The sequence below is a fragment of the Kocuria sp. NBRC 114282 genome (assembly GCF_030268385.1).
In the GTDB taxonomy this organism is placed as follows: domain Bacteria; phylum Actinomycetota; class Actinomycetes; order Actinomycetales; family Micrococcaceae; genus Kocuria; species Kocuria palustris.
Map to the genome: position 1 here is coordinate 147,008 of NZ_BSQO01000002.1, position 15,647 is coordinate 162,654.

A 15,647-nucleotide genomic window follows, 5' to 3' on the forward strand; every position below is an offset into this window, starting at 1 on the left:
CCCGTGAGGTTCTACGATCACAAGGACGGGGCTGACATCGTTCGCGAATGGGATTCAATCGCCCCGATCCGTGACCGTCAGGTCGCACTGCATCAGGACACGTCGTACGAGCGCGTCCTCGAACCGTGGATTCTCGGGCGGGTCGATCGTTCAACTGCGAAGCGCATAGTCGACGTCGGGTGTGGGACGGGGCGGCTCACATCGAAGCTGGCGATCCGGTCTAGTGAAACGCTGGGGATCGATCCGAGCGCCGTGAGCATTGGACTGGCTCGCGCTCACGATGATGTGACGCGATTCGAGGTCGCGACCGCTGAAGAATGGGTGCGCCGAGGCTCCGATGCACGGTTCGACTTGGCTGTGGCGAACATGGTCCTCATGGACGCGCTTGATCTGGATGAGATCGTCGGTGCCCTTGCGGCGCTGGCGCGCGGTGGAGTAGTGCTCTCGACTATTGCTCACCCGGCCTTCTGGCCAATTTACTGGGAATATGCCGGCAGTGACGGGTTCAGTTACCTCGATGAGAAGGTGGTTGAAACCCCATTCAGGACGAGCTCGCAGTCCTACAGGCTGGTGGCAACTCACGTGCACCGGCCCATCGAGATGTACCTGCGTTCATTCCGTCGGCACGGGCTAAAAGTGACCGCGTTCGAAGAGCTGCGGGGACCGGAGAGCATCGAGAAGTTCCCCTATCCGCGGTTCATTGGCATCGAAGCCTCGGTGCTGCCGTGACTTGGCTCCCGTAATGGAGCGGGCACGAGGGGTTGTGATCGCGCCGTGGCACTCATTACGGTGAGCCTTGCCAACGGTTGAACGGCGACTGATAAACCGACATGTCTCAATACTCTGATGCCGGCAGCTGAGGCGCTCACGGCGTTGGGTCAGCGCTGGACATGCTGTCGCCGTCACTCTGTGAAAGCAGCCGGCTGACCTCGTTCCAGCTCCCGTCTGCCAGCCACTGACCGTACCGCCGAGCTGCCGACTGGCCCGCGCGGGCTGCTCAGAGGAAGATGTCGCCAGCGTTTCGTGATGTTCTCTAACCGTGGCGACGTGGTTGAATTCAGGTTCAATGTCTAAAACAGGCTTCTGACCAGCGGATTTATCTTCGCAGCTTCCAGCCTGGCCCGTCAGTCGAGTTCCGATCTGCCATCAGTTGCTAAGCCTTTGTCTCGCTGACCTGGGATTTTGAGCGGCCTCTGCGGAGTGTCCGCAGTGGCCGAGCCTTGCTTATGCGGTACGGGCGCGTCGCGGGCAAGCACCCCCGATGGTCGGTTCTGGGGAAGTTTCGGGTTGTTCGACGCGCGATCTCTCCCGAGTTGCGCTGACTCAAAAATGGGTCTGGCTCAAAACTCGGAGCTCGACGGGGATCGATCGTTGCAGGTGGTCCCTTCACGCTCACGGCTGCCAAGTTGCTGACATGTCGCCTCAGGTCAAGCCCCGGGACGTGGTGTAGCCGTTGGTGATCCTTCAGTTGTTGGTGTCGGTTAGGCGCTGAGCTCGAGGGCAGGGTCGCTCACCTCCTCGGTTCCGGTGTCGAGGATGAGGGTGAGGCGGGACTTGGCGAGGACGTCGACTCCGAGGTAGCGGCGGTCTTCGGCCCATGAGGGTCTTGCGATGGGGTAGGAATCCAGTAGCTACGGTTTGTGTGGACAGAAGAGGGAGTGTCATGGGGAAGAAGCAAGCTCGCGATCTGCCTTCAGGGAGAATGGTCACGGCCGATGATGAGGGTCTTGCCGCGGCCTTTGAGCGCATGGGGGAAATGCTTGGTCGAATGAACGAGGGGGAGAACCCGAGGGAGTACGTGCTTCGTGGCCCAGCGATAATCGCCGAGCATGTCCAGGCCATCGCGGAGTCGTTGAAGGACGCTGACGCCTTCGACGTGATCGAGCTCATGCGGATGCGCGAGATGCCGATGATCCTCGAGGGCTACCGCGAAAGCCTTGCTGATCAGATGCCGGCAGCGGTCGAACTCGTTGCGCTCATCCTTCTTGCCAGGGGTCAGCGCGCGCCTGTGTCGACGCCGACGAGCAAGACCCGCCCCGCGGGATTGATTCCCGACCTGCACGAACGGGCGCGGGAAATGCTGACCTTGGGCTCCTTCGCCCTATTCAGTTCGGGTGAGCGAAACGAATTCGGGCCACTGACCATGTTGTCCGCCCAATTCGTCAGCCACAATCTGACAGTGCAGTTCATGCAGTACGCGCATATCCATGACGAGATCAACGAAGCGCTGTTCTCATCGCGCCACCTCGGAGAATTGCTCCTCGAGACGCTTGGTTTCAGCTACGAGGACTTCTGCGCTGTGCGTGAGGCGATCGTTCGCGTCCACGGGGAGAAGTTCTTCGCCATCCGTGACACCGTTGGCGAGATGTTCGAGCAGCGTGACGAGAAAAAGGACGATCCTGCGTTTGAAAAGGACGCGCGCTCCGCTCTGATGAGTATGCTGGAGCTTCCTGGAGAGCGCGCAACCCTCACTGTTCAAGAGATTGCCGAAGCGTCGGGCGTGCCGGCAGATCGGACCCAGGCCGTTCTGGATCGGTTCAGCCTGTCGTTCAACGACGCTGACGACGCGCTCGCCTTAGTGACGAAGTTCCTGAGCGGCGATAATCCGTTCCGCTCCGCATCGCTGGTCAAGGACGCCGACGGCAACTACATCCTGACAGGCAAGCCGATCGGCACCGACTGCTTCCGTCAAGTCGTCGAAGAGGCGCTCAAGGCGGTCCCCGCAAAATTTCGCCGTTATGAGAAGCGCCGCATGTTCGTGAGCGAGGGGCTCGCTCTGAAGCGTCTGGCCGCCCTCCTGGGCTCAGACGCAGCTCACGCGAACCTCAAATACTTCCGCGCCAATCCGGGCGTCGAGGTTTCTGAGCTCGGACCCGATGCGCAGGACATCAACTCGATCGCCGAGCAGACTGAAGCAGACGGGCTGTTCATCATCGAGGACGTCGCGATTTGCGTAGAAGTGAAGGCAAAGAGCATCTCCAGTCACGCGCGGCGCGGGCATGTCCAGAGATTATCTGCCGACCTGCGGGAAACGGTCGGGAGCGCGACCGAGCAGGCGCTCAGGCTTGAGAACCATATCCGAACCAATCACGGGCTGTGGCTTGAGAATCGCGAATGGCTGGATCTCTCGGAGATCCGCGAGATTCGATCGGTGACCGTCTACCTCGACGACTTCGGCCCGCTGTCCACTGCCTTGGACGAACTCGTGCGTGCCAAGGTGGTGGGAAGTGATCGTTTCCCTTGGCTCGTGACTTTGCATGACCTCAGCGTCATTGCCGAGGTCATCGATAGGCCTGCGGAGTTCCTGCTCTATCTGCGACGTCGCACAGAGTCGGAAGTGTCGCTGAAGTTCTCAGCCGTCGACGAACTCGATCTCTTCATACTGTTTCTCTCGGGCGGCTTGTGGGTTGAACCGGACCCTGATCGGGTAAGCGAAGAGTTCCTTGGCGTCGCGCCTTCTACGGTCAAGGAGCGTCGCCGGTATCAGGAGTCGGCTGTTCCCACTCGAGTGATGACTCAAACCGATGAACTGGACGCTTGGGTCTACTTCCAGGAAGGCTCGAGCGATGTGAAAGCCGAGAAGCCTTCCTTCGGCGTCCTGCCGGGCATCGCCCGGATCGTAGACTTCCTTCAGGATGGGCACAAACCAGGGTGGTTCCGCTTCAGCGCTGACCTGTTGAACCTTGCTGAGGAGTCGCAGGAGTCGCTGGGCGACATGGTCGAACACTTGGCGTCGAAGACTCGGCAGGACGGCCTCCACCACAATTCATTGATGGCGTTCGCCGGAGCTTGGGGCTACCCGACGTTGTTCATGGGCTCCAAACCTCGAAAGATGTCTATCCAAGAGGCCAGCACCCGGCTCGCGGCCTACGGATTCGCGAAGAAGCACCAGATTCAGTCGGATCGTGCGCTCATGGTGGTCTTCGATGAGGAGCAGCGCATCAGATCGATCCGTTATGACAACTCGCCTCCGGCGGAAGACAGAGAGCTTGACGGCTTCGTTGCGGAGATGGGCCTCATCCCTCCGGCCGTCATGGGACGTCCGATCCCACCGTCGGCGCGAAGGGCGACCGCCAGGCTGAATCCGAGTCGGAAGCCGAAGAAGAGGGGTAAGCGAGGCCGCTAACGTCCCCGCAACACCGCACGAGAGTCGGTTGCCTCAGCAACGTGGGGTTCACTCTGGCAGATCTCGTTCCGCCAGAGTGCGAGTGATCTCATCCCACTGCGAGCTCTCTACCAGTTGGCGGTGCCGGCGCAGGGCCGTCTGCCATGACCCGAACTCTTTTGGCAGCTCGCGCCACGTGATGCCAGTGCGAGTCTTGTAGAGAGCCGCGTCGACGATTGTGCGTACGTCAGTGCGTGGCCGTCCGCGGCGAGGTTCCTCTTCTGTGTGAACGATGTGCTTGATCCAGCTCCATTGCTCATCTGTGAGTCGTTGATAGTCGGGCTGGAGGCCCTCGGCAAAGCTGTCGTCGTCACCATCCTTCGCATGGTCATCGATTCGCACGGCTTTGACCACGCCGCGGATGACAACGCATTCGGTGCATTGGACAGTTGACTCAACATAGCGGGGAGAGTGCCCGGCCAAGGTCTCGACGTGCTGGCAGGTCAGTTCTACGCGCCAGGTGGCGCTGCGGTCGACGTGCAATGAGTGCGGGTACAGGAGCTGTCGGAGCTCATCGCGCTGAGCCGGCGAAAGTGGCGGGAACGGGCAGCACAGATGACAGTGCTCCACCCTGTTGTTCTCGAGACGCCAAACACCCATCTTGCATGCCGTGTGCTCGGCTCGGAACTCGGCATTGTCGGCGTCGATCCGCGCAAGGCCCTCTTCGTCCGTGCCCAGGGCCGGCTCGCCGAGAAGGGCGCGCCCACATGCGCGGCAGGGTTCGCCGGCTGCAAAGGCTTCATACGGAAGCTGGAGGTCGTTGCCTGCCCATTCCCTCCGCTTTGCCTCCTCTGCTTGGGCCCACGATTCCGAGAGCAACGCGCGGCTACGCGGTGTGTGCAAGACGCGGGGGAGAGCTGTCGAGCTCCCGTCGGGGATCTGCTGCGAATCGGACATCGTCACGCTCTCTTTTGAGGTCTGATGTAGTTGCAGCGCGAGTCGTGCGTGACCCGACTGGACGGCAACTGGAAGCGATAACTTCCTGGAAGTTATGACTACCAGACCTGAGGCTGGTTGGGTGACAGAACCGCTGAAAAAGGTGCTCGGAGCGCAGGTGCGCGATCTGCGCCTTGCGCGCCATCTGTCGCAGGAGGGTCTCGCCGAAGAACTCGGTGTCTCGACTCGGTATCTCGCGGGGATCGAGCGCGGCGAGCGCAACCTCACCCTGGATTCCGTCGACGCCCTCGCCGAGCAACTCGGCGTCGAGGCGCGTTCGCTGATCATTCGACATTGATGCCCGCTGTGTGAGCTGGAGGCCAGTGCGTCACACCGGAGAACGACGCACTGGTCGATCGCTGGGTCACGTTCCCGATGATGGGTTGCGTCGACTCGTTGAACGTGACGGCCGCAGCGGCTGTGGCGTTCCACGCGACGCGGTGATCATGTGGGAAGCCCCAGTGTCAGCGGCACCCGATATCGTGAGAGCAAGTAACCCAACACTGTGATTGCGCCGTGGCGCGGAGGAGCACGACCGATGGCACCGACCACCAAAGAGGCGCAGCGAGCTGAGTTGCACAAGACGATCTGGCGGATCGCGAACGACCTGCGTGGCAGCGTCGACGGGTGGGACTTCAAATCCTACGTGCTGGGCATGCTGTTCTACCGGTTCATCTCCGAGAATCTCACGGCGTACATCAATCGCGGCGAGCAAGAGGCTGGTGACGCGTCGTTCGACTACGCGCAGATGCCGGACTCGCAGGCGGACTTCGCGCGCGACGAGGTCGTCGCCGAGAAGGGCTTCTTCATCCTGCCGTCCGACCTGTTTGTCAACGTCCGGGCGCGTGCGGCGGGCGATGAGAACCTCAATGAGACGCTCGAGCGGGTCTTCAAGAACATCGAAGCGTCCGCGCTGGGTACAGACAGTGAGGATGACATCAAGGGTTTGTTCGACGACTTGGACGTCAACAGCAACAAGCTTGGATCGACTGTTGCGAAGCGCAATCAGCAGTTGGTGAAGCTGCTCGACGCAATCGGTGATCTGCCGCTGGGGCGGTGGGAGGACAATTCGATCGATCTGTTCGGGGACGCCTACGAGTACCTGATGCAGATGTACGCGGCCAATGCCGGCAAGTCCGGTGGTGAGTACTACACGCCGCAAGAGGTCTCCGAGCTGCTGGCGCGCATCACGGTGGTCGGAAAGAAGCAGGTCAATAAGGTCTACGACCCAGCAGTCGGCTCGGGTTCGTTGCTGCTGAAGTTCGACAAGGTGCTCGGGAAGAACAACGTCCGCCAGGGGTTTTACGGTCAGGAGATCAACCTGACCACGTACAACCTCGCGCGGATCAACATGTTCCTGCACGACGTCAACTACGCGGACTTCAATCTGGCCCACGGTGACACGCTCCTCGACCCCGCGCACTGGGACGACGAGCCGTTTGAAGCGATCGTCTCCAACCCTCCCTACTCGATCAAGTGGGAGGGCGATGCCAACCCGCTCCTGATTAACGACGAGCGGTTCGCGCCGGCCGGTGTTCTCGCGCCGAAATCGAAGGCCGACTTGGCTTTCACGATGCATATGCTCAGCTGGCTCGCCGTCAACGGCACGGCCGCGATCGTTGAGTTCCCCGGTGTGCTGTACCGCGGGGGAGCGGAGAAGAAGATCCGCCAGTACCTCATCGACAACAACTACGTCGACGCGGTGATCCAGCTGCCGCCGGACCTGTTCTTCGGCACGACGATCGCGACCTGCATCCTCGTGCTGAAGAAGTCGAAGAAGTCCGGCGACGTGCTGTTCATTGACGCATCCGCGGAGTTCAAGCGCGTCGGCAACAAGAACAAACTGCTCGAGGAGCACCAGACGAGGATCCTCGACGCATTCACGACGCGCGAACCTGAAGACTACTTCGCCACGATCGTCAGCAATGAGGACATCGCGGCGAATGACTACAACATCGCGGTGTCGTCGTACGTGGAGGCTGAGAATACTCGCGAGGAAGTCGACATCACAGATCTGAACGCCGAGATCGCGCGCATCGTTGCCCGTCAGGCCGAGCTGCGCACGGCGATTGACGAGATCGTGGCGGATCTGGAGGGCTCCAGGTGAGCCGCATCGATGAACTGATTCGGGAGCTGTGCCCGGATGGCGTTCGACATGTTGCGCTTTCCGAGGTTGCCGATTACTCCTCGACGCGCGTGGATGCCGCTGATCTCGACGAAACCACCTTCGTTGGCGTCGATAACCTCGTCGCCGAGAAGGGCGGTCGCGTCGATGCAAGTTACCCGCCGAACACCGCCCGTCTGACCGCCTACGAGGCAGGGGATATCCTGCTCGGAAATATTCGCCCGTACCTAAAGAAGGTATGGCGAGCGACGAACGAAGGCGGCTGTAGCGGCGACGTCCTAGCGATCCGGATCAAGCGTGAGACCCGTGCCGAGGTCGAATCTGAGTTCCTCTACTATTTGCTTTCCTCCGACGCCTTCTTTGCATACAACATGCAGCACGCAAAGGGTGCCAAGATGCCGCGCGGAAACAAAGCCGCGATTCTCAATTATCGAATCCCCGTGCCGCCTCTCGAGGTGCAGCGCGAGATCGTGCGATTATTGGATAAGTTCACTCAGCTGGAAGCGGAGCTGGAAGCGGAGCTGGAAGCGGAGCTGGAAGCGGAGCTGGAAGCTCGACGCGCCCAATACGATTACTACTTTAATGACTTGCTTTCATTTGGCGCAGATGAAGCGCAGGAGTTCACGCTTGGCGACATTGGTCGAGTGGCGATGTGTAAACGAGTCTTCAAGAGTGAGACACGTGACAGTGGGGGCGTACCATTCTATAAAATCGGCACATTCGGTGGTCACCCTGACGCATATATCTCACGAGATTTGTTCGACTCTTATCGTGAGAAGTTCTCTTTCCCGAGCTCTGGTGATGTTCTGATCTCTGCGGCTGGCACGATCGGTCGCACCGTTGTCTACGACGGTGAGGCGGCGTACTTTCAAGATTCAAATATCGTGTGGCTTGACCATGACGAGTCGATCGTGACGAACGCATATTTGAAGCATTGGTATAAAGTGATCGAGTGGGCTACTGATGGTGGAACCATTAGGAGACTGTACAACTCTAATCTATTGCGAGCGCGGATCTTAGTGCCTCCGTTTGCAGAGCAGGATCGGATCGCTAAGATGCTCGACAAGTTCGACGCACTCGTCAACGACATCAATATCGGTCTCCCGGCTGAACTCGCTGCTCGTCGTAAGCAGTACGAGCACTATCGTGATCGGCTGTTGGCGTTCAAGGAGCTGGCGTCGTGAGTGATGCGCCGGCGCATACGTACGATCCGATCGCTGTCTCGTCGGAGAGTACGGTTGTCGCTGAGTATGTTCACGATCCGTCGCAGGCTGATGCGTATCAGTCGGAGTCTGGGCTCGAGAAGGAGATGATCCGACTCCTTGAGGGGCAGGCGTACGACTACCTGCCGATCACGTCGGAGGCGGAGCTTGTCGCGAACGTGCGCATTCAGCTCGAGAAGGTCCACAGGATGACCTTCTCGGATTCCGAGTGGGAGCAGTTCTTCACAACCAAGGTCGCCGGTGCCAACGACGGCATCGTCGAGAAGACTGTGCGTGTGCAGGAGGATCACGTCCAGATCCTCAGGCGCGATGACGGGACGACGAAGAACATCGCGCTGATTGACAAGACGAACATCCACAACAATCGGCTGCAGGTCATCAACCAGTACGAGATCGCGCGCGGCGATGGTGACGCTAGCGACGGTGGTGCGAAGTATGCCAACCGTTACGACGTGACCGTGCTGGTCAACGGGCTGCCGATGGTGCACATCGAACTGAAGCGTCGCGGCGTGGACATCCGGGAGGCCTTCAACCAGATCAACCGGTACCAGCGCGACAGCTTCTGGGCCGGCTCGGGCCTGTTCGAGTACGTGCAGCTGTTCGTGATCAGCAACGGCACGCTCACGAAGTACTACTCCAACAGCACTCGAAACAGGCACCTGGCTGAGCAGAAGAAGTCTGGTGGTGCCGGCAAGGGCAAGAAGTCGAGCAACTCGTTCGAGTTCACCAGCTGGTGGGCGGACGCGAACAACAAGCCGATCGCCGAGCTGACGGCGTTCGTGAAGACGTTCTTCGCGAAGCACTCGCTGTTGAACATCCTGACGAAGTACTGCGTGCTCACCGCGGATCGGGACCTGCTGGTAATGCGGCCGTACCAGATCGTCGCGACTGAGCGGATCCTGCAGAAGATCCAGATCTCGACGAACTACAAGACGCTCGGCACACTCGATGCCGGCGGATACGTCTGGCACACCACCGGCTCGGGCAAGACCCTCACCTCGTTCAAGGCAGCGCAGCTCGCATCAAAGATGCCGAGCGTGGACAAGGTGCTGTTCGTCGTGGACCGTAAGGACCTCGACTACCAGACGATGCGTGAGTACGACCGGTTCGAGAAGGGCGCGGCAAACTCGAACACATCCACGGCGGTGCTGAAGAAGCAGCTCGAGGACTCCGGTGCGCGGATCATCATCACGACGATCCAGAAGCTGTCGACGTTCATCAAGGCGAACAAGGGCCACGCGGTGTTCTCGGGCCACGCTGTGATCATCTTCGATGAGTGCCACCGGTCGCAGTTCGGCGATATGCACACCGACATCACGCGCGCGTTCAAGCGGTACAACCTGTTCGGGTTCACCGGCACGCCGATCTTCGCCGCGAACGCCAGCAGCGGTGGCAACCCCCAGCTGCGCACGACCGAGCAGGCGTTCGGCGACAAGCTGCACACGTACACGATCGTCGACGCCATCACAGACAAAAACGTGCTTCCGTTCCGGATCGACTACATCAACACCATCAAGGTCGGAAACCCCGACGACTCGCAGGTGTCAGCGATCGACCGTGAGCGAGCTCTCCTGGACGTGCGTCGGATCCGGGACGTCGTGGCATACACCCTGGAGCACTTCGATCAGAAGACGAAGCGCTCGTCGAGTTACGAGCACGGAGTCGTGACGAACGTCGCCGACTCGGTACGCGGCCGGCGTCAGGCGGAGGCGCTCAAGGAGCGGAAACGAGTTCGCGGATTCAACGCGCTGTTCGCGACCGCGTCGATCGATGCCGCACGCCGTTACTACAACCAGTTCCAGCTGCAGATGGAGGAGCTGCCACCGGACAAGCGACTGAAGGTCGGGCTGATCTTCAGCTACGGCGCGAATGAGGCCGAAGCCGACGGCATCCTCGATGATGAAGCGTTCGACACCGATGCGCTCGACCTGGACACGCGCTCGTTCCTGGAAGACGCGATCCAGGACTACAACGACATGTTCGGGACCAGCTACGACACGAGCGCCGACCGGTTCCAGAACTACTACAAGGACCTGTCGCAGCGGATGAAGAACCGCGAGATCGACCTGGTCATCGTGGTGAACATGTTCCTCACCGGCTTCGACGCGACGACGCTGAACACGCTGTTCGTCGACAAGAACCTGCGTGCCCACGGACTGATCCAGGCGTACTCGCGCACGAACCGCATCCTCAACTCGGTGAAGACCTACGGCAACATCGTCGCCTTCCGCGATCTCGAGGAAGAGACGAACGCTGCGCTGGAACTGTTCGGCAACAAGGATGCCCGCGGCGTCGTCCTGTTGAAACCGTACGGCGACTACTACGGCGCGTACGTCGACAAGGTCACCGAACTGCTCACGCACTTCCCGATCGGGCAGCAGATCGTGGGGGATCAGGCGCAAAAGGACTTCATCCAGCTGTTCGGCACGATCCTGCGGCTGCAGAACATCCTCACGTCCTTCGACGACTTCGACGGCAACGACCCACTCACCGAGCGGCAACGGCAGGACTACACCAGCATCTACCTGCGGCTCCGCGATGAGTTCACGCGCGATCGTGACGGCGACAGAGAAGTCATCAACGAGGACGTCGTGTTCGAGATTGAACTCGTCAAGCAGGTCGAGATCAACGTCGACTACATCCTCATGCTCGTCGAGAAGCTTCGCGCCGAGAAGGGCGACGGAGAGGACAAAGAAGTCCGCGCCGAGATCACGCGCGCTGTCGATGCGAGCCCGACCCTGCGAAGCAAGCGCGATCTCGTCGAGGACTTCGTCGAGTCGGTGTCGCTGCAGGGCGCGGTCGAGGAGCAGTGGCAGTCGTATATCTCCGCGAAGCGCGAGGCTGAGCTTCAGGAGCTCATCGAAGCGCACAAGCTCAAGCTGGAGGAGACGCAGTCGTTCGTGGATGAGGCGTTCCGGGACGGACAGCTGCGCACGGCGGGAACTGAGATCACCCGCATCTTGCAGCCAGTGTCACGGTTCAACCGCGAGTCCAACCACGGCGACAAGAAGAAGCGGGTCATCGAAGCGCTCTCCAGATTCTTTGAGCGGTTCCGCGGGCTTGCCTCGGGGGATCAAGAGTCTAGGGACTGAGGCCCGCAATGAGTGGGATCATGGGCTCATGACCGAGGACAACCCCGAGCGCGCGCCGAAGGTCATCCGCTGTGAGCACTGGTCTGAGGAGCTTGGTCGCTTCGGCGGCTGGCACCACCACGAGGGCCCTCACGCGTGCGACTGGGGGAACCACGACGGCGAGTGTCCGTACTGGGTCAGCGTTGGCGGTAGGCCAAACCTCCCATCTCGGTAGAGGGAGTCGGGTAGCCATGCCAAGCCGTCCAGTGGCGCGCCGGCTGGCACCCTCGCGACTCTGCCAGAACCCCGGGTGATAGCTTGGTTCCAGGTCATACGGCGGCCTACGGGACAGCCTTAGCGCCAAATGTTCCGAAATCATCGGAACTCGGTGGAGTTCCGGTTCAACGTGTGAGCGAGTCGCCGTTCACCCTCGCGACCGGGTGAGTTCCTCTGCGAACTCCGTCAGGAACTGGTCGCCAGCCGCCGTGCTGCGGGGGCGACGGTGCCCAGGGGACATTGCCCTCGAGGTGATGTTGCGCCGCGAGATGGGCGATGAGGGCCCGGGTGGAGTCGCTGGTGAGGCCTATGGTCTGGGCGCTCCGGCGCGCGTCAGCGATGCTCCGAGATCCGTGGCCGCTCATCGGTAGACCTCTCTGCGGTGCCCGACCCGGAGGATTAGCACGACCAGCTCATCATCCACGACGTCATAGACGACTCGGTAGTCGCCGATTCGGATGCGCAACTCGCCCTCGCCGCCCTGAAGTTTGATGCAACCGGGTGGGCGAGGATCATCAGCAAGGGCGTTGAGTGCCTCGAGAATACGTCGGGCGGTCTGACGATCTAGCTTCCGAAGGGCTTTCGCCGCCGAGGCGACGTAGGTGACGCGATACGCCACGGATCAGAGTCCGAGCTCGGCGACCAGATCCTCATGGGAGACGCGCTCGGTCTCTTCACGCGCGGCCGCCGCAGCACGGATGTCGGCTTGATCTTCCAACGCCTGGAGTGCGCGATCGTAGAACTCCGGGGACACGACGACCGCGCGACGACCAGCGCCGCGCGAGGTGATCTCGACGGGCTCGCGCTGTGCTGCGGCGATGAGATCGGCCTGGCGGCTGCGGAAGTCGGAGAGCGTCACGGAAGTCATGTCCTGATGGTACATCTTGTACAAGATGGCGTGATGGTCACTTGCAGGGGCCGCTCTGCCCGGCGCCGTGATCGGGATGTCGAGGACCTGAGGATCCCGCCGGGGAACCAACCGTCTGGAGAGGCTTGCAGGCGATCGTCGCGGACAGCTCCGTCGGGCGGTCCGAAGCAAGGCGGCGCGATTCCATGATCCCGTGCAGATCGGGGCCTGGGCCCAGGGTGGCGAGATCGAGCTCGCGAACGCGATCTTCGAGTACATCGAGGTGTTCTACAACCGTCGTCGACGGCACTGCTCCATCGAGTACGCGACACCCCACGACTACGACCTCGCCCGCACCTCGCGGGCACTCACCACCACCGGAAGCTAGCGACCAAGAGTGGAAACCAAACCGTAGGGCGGGTCAAGATGTCACCGGATCGTGCAGCAGACCCAACTGACATGGCAGTAGATCTGCAGGGCAAGAGAGTCACGATCCTCGCCGCGGACGGGGTCGAGCGCGTCGAACTCGAGCAACCACGCGAGGCTCTGGACAGGGCCGGCGCTCGGACCGGGGTCCTCTCGGTCGATGAGGGCGAGATCCAGGCCCGCGAGAACGACCTGGATCCGGCGGGGACGTTCGGCTTCGACGGGCTGGTGGCTGAGGCCTCGGTGGCCGACTACGACGCCTTGGTGCTTCCGGGCGGCACGGTGAACCCCGACAAGCTCCGGATCGACGAGGACGCTGTCGCCTTCGTCCGGGACTTCGTCGAGAGCGGCAAGCCGGTGGCGGCGATCTGTCACGGACCGTGGACGTTGATCGATGCCGACGTGGCCACCGGTCGCACCCTGACGTCCTTCCCGAGCATCCGCACGGATCTGCGCAACGCCGGCGCGAACGTCGTCGACCAGGAGGTCGTGGTCGACAAGAATCTCATCACCAGCCGCTCGCCGGAGGACCTGCCGGCGTTCTCCGAGGCGATCGTGTCCCAACTCGCGGGCACCACGACAAAGGAAGAGGAGACATCATGAGTGTGACCAAGGGATTGCTGGTCAGGTTTGACGCGTTGCCCGGCAAGGAGGACGACGTGAAGGAGTTCCTTGACAGCGGACGTGCGCTTGTTGAGGAAGAGCCGGCGACCACCGCGTGGTTCGCGATCCGCCTCGGGCCCTCCTCCTTCGGGATCTTCGACGTGTTCCCCGATGACGCCGGACGTGACGCTCACCTGTCCGGCCCTGTTGCGGTAGCTCTCGGCGAGCAGACCGGTGCGTTGTTCTCCGAACCGACGATCGAGAAGCTCGACGTGTTGGGCTCCAAACTTCCCGCCTGACACCACAGACCGAGAGTACTGACCCCGACGTGAGGGGTCGTTGCGCGCGGTGACTTCGGGCTGACACAGCCCGTTGACGTCGTGGCAGCGGCCCCTTACTTTTGAGGTCTATCTCACATCCCTAACAGATCGAGGAACCGCGATGACAGGAACTGACGACGACGTTGCCCCGACGCGTTTACCCGAGGTAGCAGTGATCGGGGGCGGGATCGTCGGTCTGTCTACGGCGTACGCGCTGCGGGAGCAGGGCGTACCGGTGCGCTTGTACGAGGCCGGTCTGCCCGGAGCGGGCCAGTCCGCGGGCGAGTCGCGGATCTTCCGGCATGCCCACGACGACCCGCGACTCGTCGCTTTCGCGCGCGAAAGCCGCGGTATATGGGATGAGTGGGCCGAACACTTCGACGTCGAGCTGGTCTCATCAGACGGCGTCGTGGCGATCGGCGACAGCGCCCTGACGCGGCTGCGGGTGCTCGACCAGGTCGGCGGCGTGGAAGCGCACGAGATCGAGGCAGCCGAGCTCGCCCAGCGAATGCCGCTGCTCGCTGGGTACTCGGGGCCAGCGGTGCTCGACGAGTCGGGCGGCGCGATCCGCACCCGCGCCGCGATCACGGCACTCGCGGGTGCCCTCGGAGATGCCATCACCACCGCAGAGGTCATCTCCATCGATCCCCGCGGCGATGGGACGGTCGAGGTGCGCAGCGTCACCGACCGGGCTGTCTACTCCAAGGTGGTCGTGTGCGCCGGCCGCGAAACCGCCCGCCTGGCCCGCAGCGTCGGCCTGTCGCTGCCGGTTCGCCTTGCCGCACACGTCCGGCTGACCTTCGACGTGAAAGCCGCCGCCCCGGCACGAGTCGCGTGCCTGCAGGACAGCAGCGGCGTCTTCGGCGAAGTCGGCGTGTACGCGACGCCGCTACCGGGCAACAGCAGTTATTCGGTCGGACTCAGCGACACCGTCGGCGTCCGCGACGACGGAACGTTCATCGACCCTGCGGCGATTCGATCGCTGGACGAACGCGCGCGCGAATACGTGACACGGGCGCTGCCAGGTCTCCACCCAGAGCCGCGCGACTTTCTTCACTGCTGGGTGACCGACCTCCCATGGAGCGAGGACGGCGTGGCCGTGTGGGAGGCAGGCCCTGTCCTTTTTGTGGCCGGTCACAATCTGTTCAAGCAGGCACCTGCGCTGGGTCGCGCTCTTGCCCGGGCTGCGACCGGCGGCGGTCTCGCCGCCGACCTCACGCCCGCCGCTCGCCTCGGCGAAGCCCTGCGATAGTTCGCCTGACCCCAGAACGGACGCACTCAATGGGTAAACGTCTCCTCGTCGAGGACAACGGCAGCCCGCCCTGGGTCAACCCAAAAGTCGCGGCTGGACAGCAGTCACAGGCTCAACCACCTTGTCATGGGGTGTCTTCATCGTGAGGATCGGTACGCGGAGGTGCCGCAGCGGGATCCGTCACTGCGGGATCCGCTCGCGGTGCGACCCGGCGCGGGATGATGAAACCGCGTCGCAGTGCGGGGTTCGGACCTAGCCGTCAGGTTGTGAATCGGCCCGGGTTTGATGCCGCTGCTGTCCATCCTTCCGGACTCAAACAGCAGCGGCATCAACCCGGGCCGATTCACGTACTCGTGGGTCGAACCCAAGGACCCGCGCTACTGCGAGCCCCACATCCTCGTGT

General features: G+C 61.8%; 12 protein-coding genes and 1 pseudogene. 10 read left to right on the top strand and 3 right to left on the bottom strand.

All coding sequences use genetic code 11. From position 1 onward, the window contains the following. The first annotated feature begins 3 nt into the window (after positions 1 to 3). Positions 4 to 729 (top strand): class I SAM-dependent methyltransferase, encoded by a 726-nt coding sequence (locus tag QSJ40_RS04335; RefSeq protein WP_285729094.1) that lies wholly within the window; start codon positions 4 to 6, stop codon positions 727 to 729. 934 nt (positions 730 to 1,663) lie between these two features. After that, on the top strand, positions 1,664 to 4,126 hold the full coding sequence (locus QSJ40_RS04340; protein WP_285729096.1) for a hypothetical protein: 2,463 nt from the start codon (positions 1,664 to 1,666) through the stop codon (positions 4,124 to 4,126). Positions 4,127 to 4,174: 48 nt separating this feature from the next. On the opposite strand, the gene QSJ40_RS04345 is transcribed toward QSJ40_RS04340, so the two are convergent. Then, positions 4,175 to 5,062 carry a transposase gene (locus QSJ40_RS04345; protein WP_285729098.1) on the bottom strand — a complete coding sequence of 296 codons (888 nt, stop codon included), beginning with the start codon at positions 5,060 to 5,062 and terminating at the stop codon, positions 4,175 to 4,177. 121 nt (positions 5,063 to 5,183) lie between these two features. Here QSJ40_RS04345 and QSJ40_RS04350 point away from each other — a divergent pair, with 121 nt between their 5' ends. From QSJ40_RS04350 to QSJ40_RS04365, 4 genes are all read left to right on the top strand, one after another. Then, complete coding sequence (locus QSJ40_RS04350; protein WP_285729099.1) at positions 5,184 to 5,399, top strand: helix-turn-helix domain-containing protein; 216 nt, start codon at positions 5,184 to 5,186, stop codon at positions 5,397 to 5,399. 240 nt (positions 5,400 to 5,639) lie between these two features. Further along, positions 5,640 to 7,208 carry a type I restriction-modification system subunit M gene (locus tag QSJ40_RS04355; protein ID WP_285729101.1) on the top strand — a complete coding sequence of 523 codons (1,569 nt, stop codon included), beginning with the start codon at positions 5,640 to 5,642 and terminating at the stop codon, positions 7,206 to 7,208. Next, on the top strand, positions 7,205 to 8,410 hold the full coding sequence (locus QSJ40_RS04360) for a restriction endonuclease subunit S (protein ID WP_285729103.1): 1,206 nt from the start codon (positions 7,205 to 7,207) through the stop codon (positions 8,408 to 8,410). Before QSJ40_RS04355 ends, QSJ40_RS04360 begins: the two co-directional genes overlap by 4 nt. Next, positions 8,407 to 11,541 carry a type I restriction endonuclease subunit R gene (locus QSJ40_RS04365; protein WP_285729105.1) on the top strand — a complete coding sequence of 1,045 codons (3,135 nt, stop codon included), beginning with the start codon at positions 8,407 to 8,409 and terminating at the stop codon, positions 11,539 to 11,541. Before QSJ40_RS04360 ends, QSJ40_RS04365 begins: the two co-directional genes overlap by 4 nt. Positions 11,542 to 12,157: 616 nt before the next feature. Here QSJ40_RS04365 and QSJ40_RS04370 read toward each other — a convergent pair. Both QSJ40_RS04370 and QSJ40_RS04375 read right to left on the bottom strand, forming a co-directional pair. After that, complete coding sequence (locus QSJ40_RS04370; protein WP_024291016.1) at positions 12,158 to 12,415, bottom strand: type II toxin-antitoxin system RelE family toxin; 258 nt, start codon at positions 12,413 to 12,415, stop codon at positions 12,158 to 12,160. Between the two features lie 3 nt (positions 12,416 to 12,418). Continuing rightward, positions 12,419 to 12,664 (bottom strand): type II toxin-antitoxin system prevent-host-death family antitoxin, encoded by a 246-nt coding sequence (locus QSJ40_RS04375; RefSeq protein WP_024291015.1) that lies wholly within the window; start codon positions 12,662 to 12,664, stop codon positions 12,419 to 12,421. A 226-nt stretch (positions 12,665 to 12,890) separates the two neighbouring features. Between QSJ40_RS04375 and QSJ40_RS04380 the strand changes: the two are divergent. The 4 genes and pseudogenes from QSJ40_RS04380 to QSJ40_RS04395 all read left to right on the top strand — a co-directional run. Continuing rightward, positions 12,891 to 13,031 (top strand): annotated as a pseudogene (locus QSJ40_RS04380) (IS3 family transposase); the annotation flags it as partial. 71 nt (positions 13,032 to 13,102) lie between these two features. Then, positions 13,103 to 13,672: a type 1 glutamine amidotransferase domain-containing protein gene (locus tag QSJ40_RS04385; RefSeq protein WP_285729109.1), complete on the top strand. Its 570-nt coding sequence runs from the start codon at positions 13,103 to 13,105 to the stop codon at positions 13,670 to 13,672. Next, positions 13,669 to 13,971, top strand: coding sequence for a putative quinol monooxygenase (locus tag QSJ40_RS04390; RefSeq protein WP_094450912.1), 303 nt, complete (start codon positions 13,669 to 13,671; stop codon positions 13,969 to 13,971). Before QSJ40_RS04385 ends, QSJ40_RS04390 begins: the two co-directional genes overlap by 4 nt. Before the next feature lie 142 nt (positions 13,972 to 14,113). After that, positions 14,114 to 15,244 (top strand): NAD(P)/FAD-dependent oxidoreductase, encoded by a 1,131-nt coding sequence (locus tag QSJ40_RS04395; RefSeq protein ID WP_285729117.1) that lies wholly within the window; start codon positions 14,114 to 14,116, stop codon positions 15,242 to 15,244. Positions 15,245 to 15,647: the final 403 nt, after the last annotated feature.

Coding starts and splice junctions, on each gene's coding strand:
- QSJ40_RS04340 (WP_285729096.1), top strand. CDS start 1,664: ATGGGGAAGAAGCAAGCTCGCGATCTGCCTTCAGGGAGAATGGTCACG.
- QSJ40_RS04345 (WP_285729098.1), bottom strand. CDS start 5,062: ATGTCCGATTCGCAGCAGATCCCCGACGGGAGCTCGACAGCTCTCCCC.
- QSJ40_RS04395 (WP_285729117.1), top strand. CDS start 14,114: ATGACAGGAACTGACGACGACGTTGCCCCGACGCGTTTACCCGAGGTA.
- QSJ40_RS04355 (WP_285729101.1), top strand. CDS start 5,640: ATGGCACCGACCACCAAAGAGGCGCAGCGAGCTGAGTTGCACAAGACG.
- QSJ40_RS04385 (WP_285729109.1), top strand. CDS start 13,103: ATGGCAGTAGATCTGCAGGGCAAGAGAGTCACGATCCTCGCCGCGGAC.
- QSJ40_RS04390 (WP_094450912.1), top strand. CDS start 13,669: ATGAGTGTGACCAAGGGATTGCTGGTCAGGTTTGACGCGTTGCCCGGC.
- QSJ40_RS04375 (WP_024291015.1), bottom strand. CDS start 12,664: ATGACTTCCGTGACGCTCTCCGACTTCCGCAGCCGCCAGGCCGATCTC.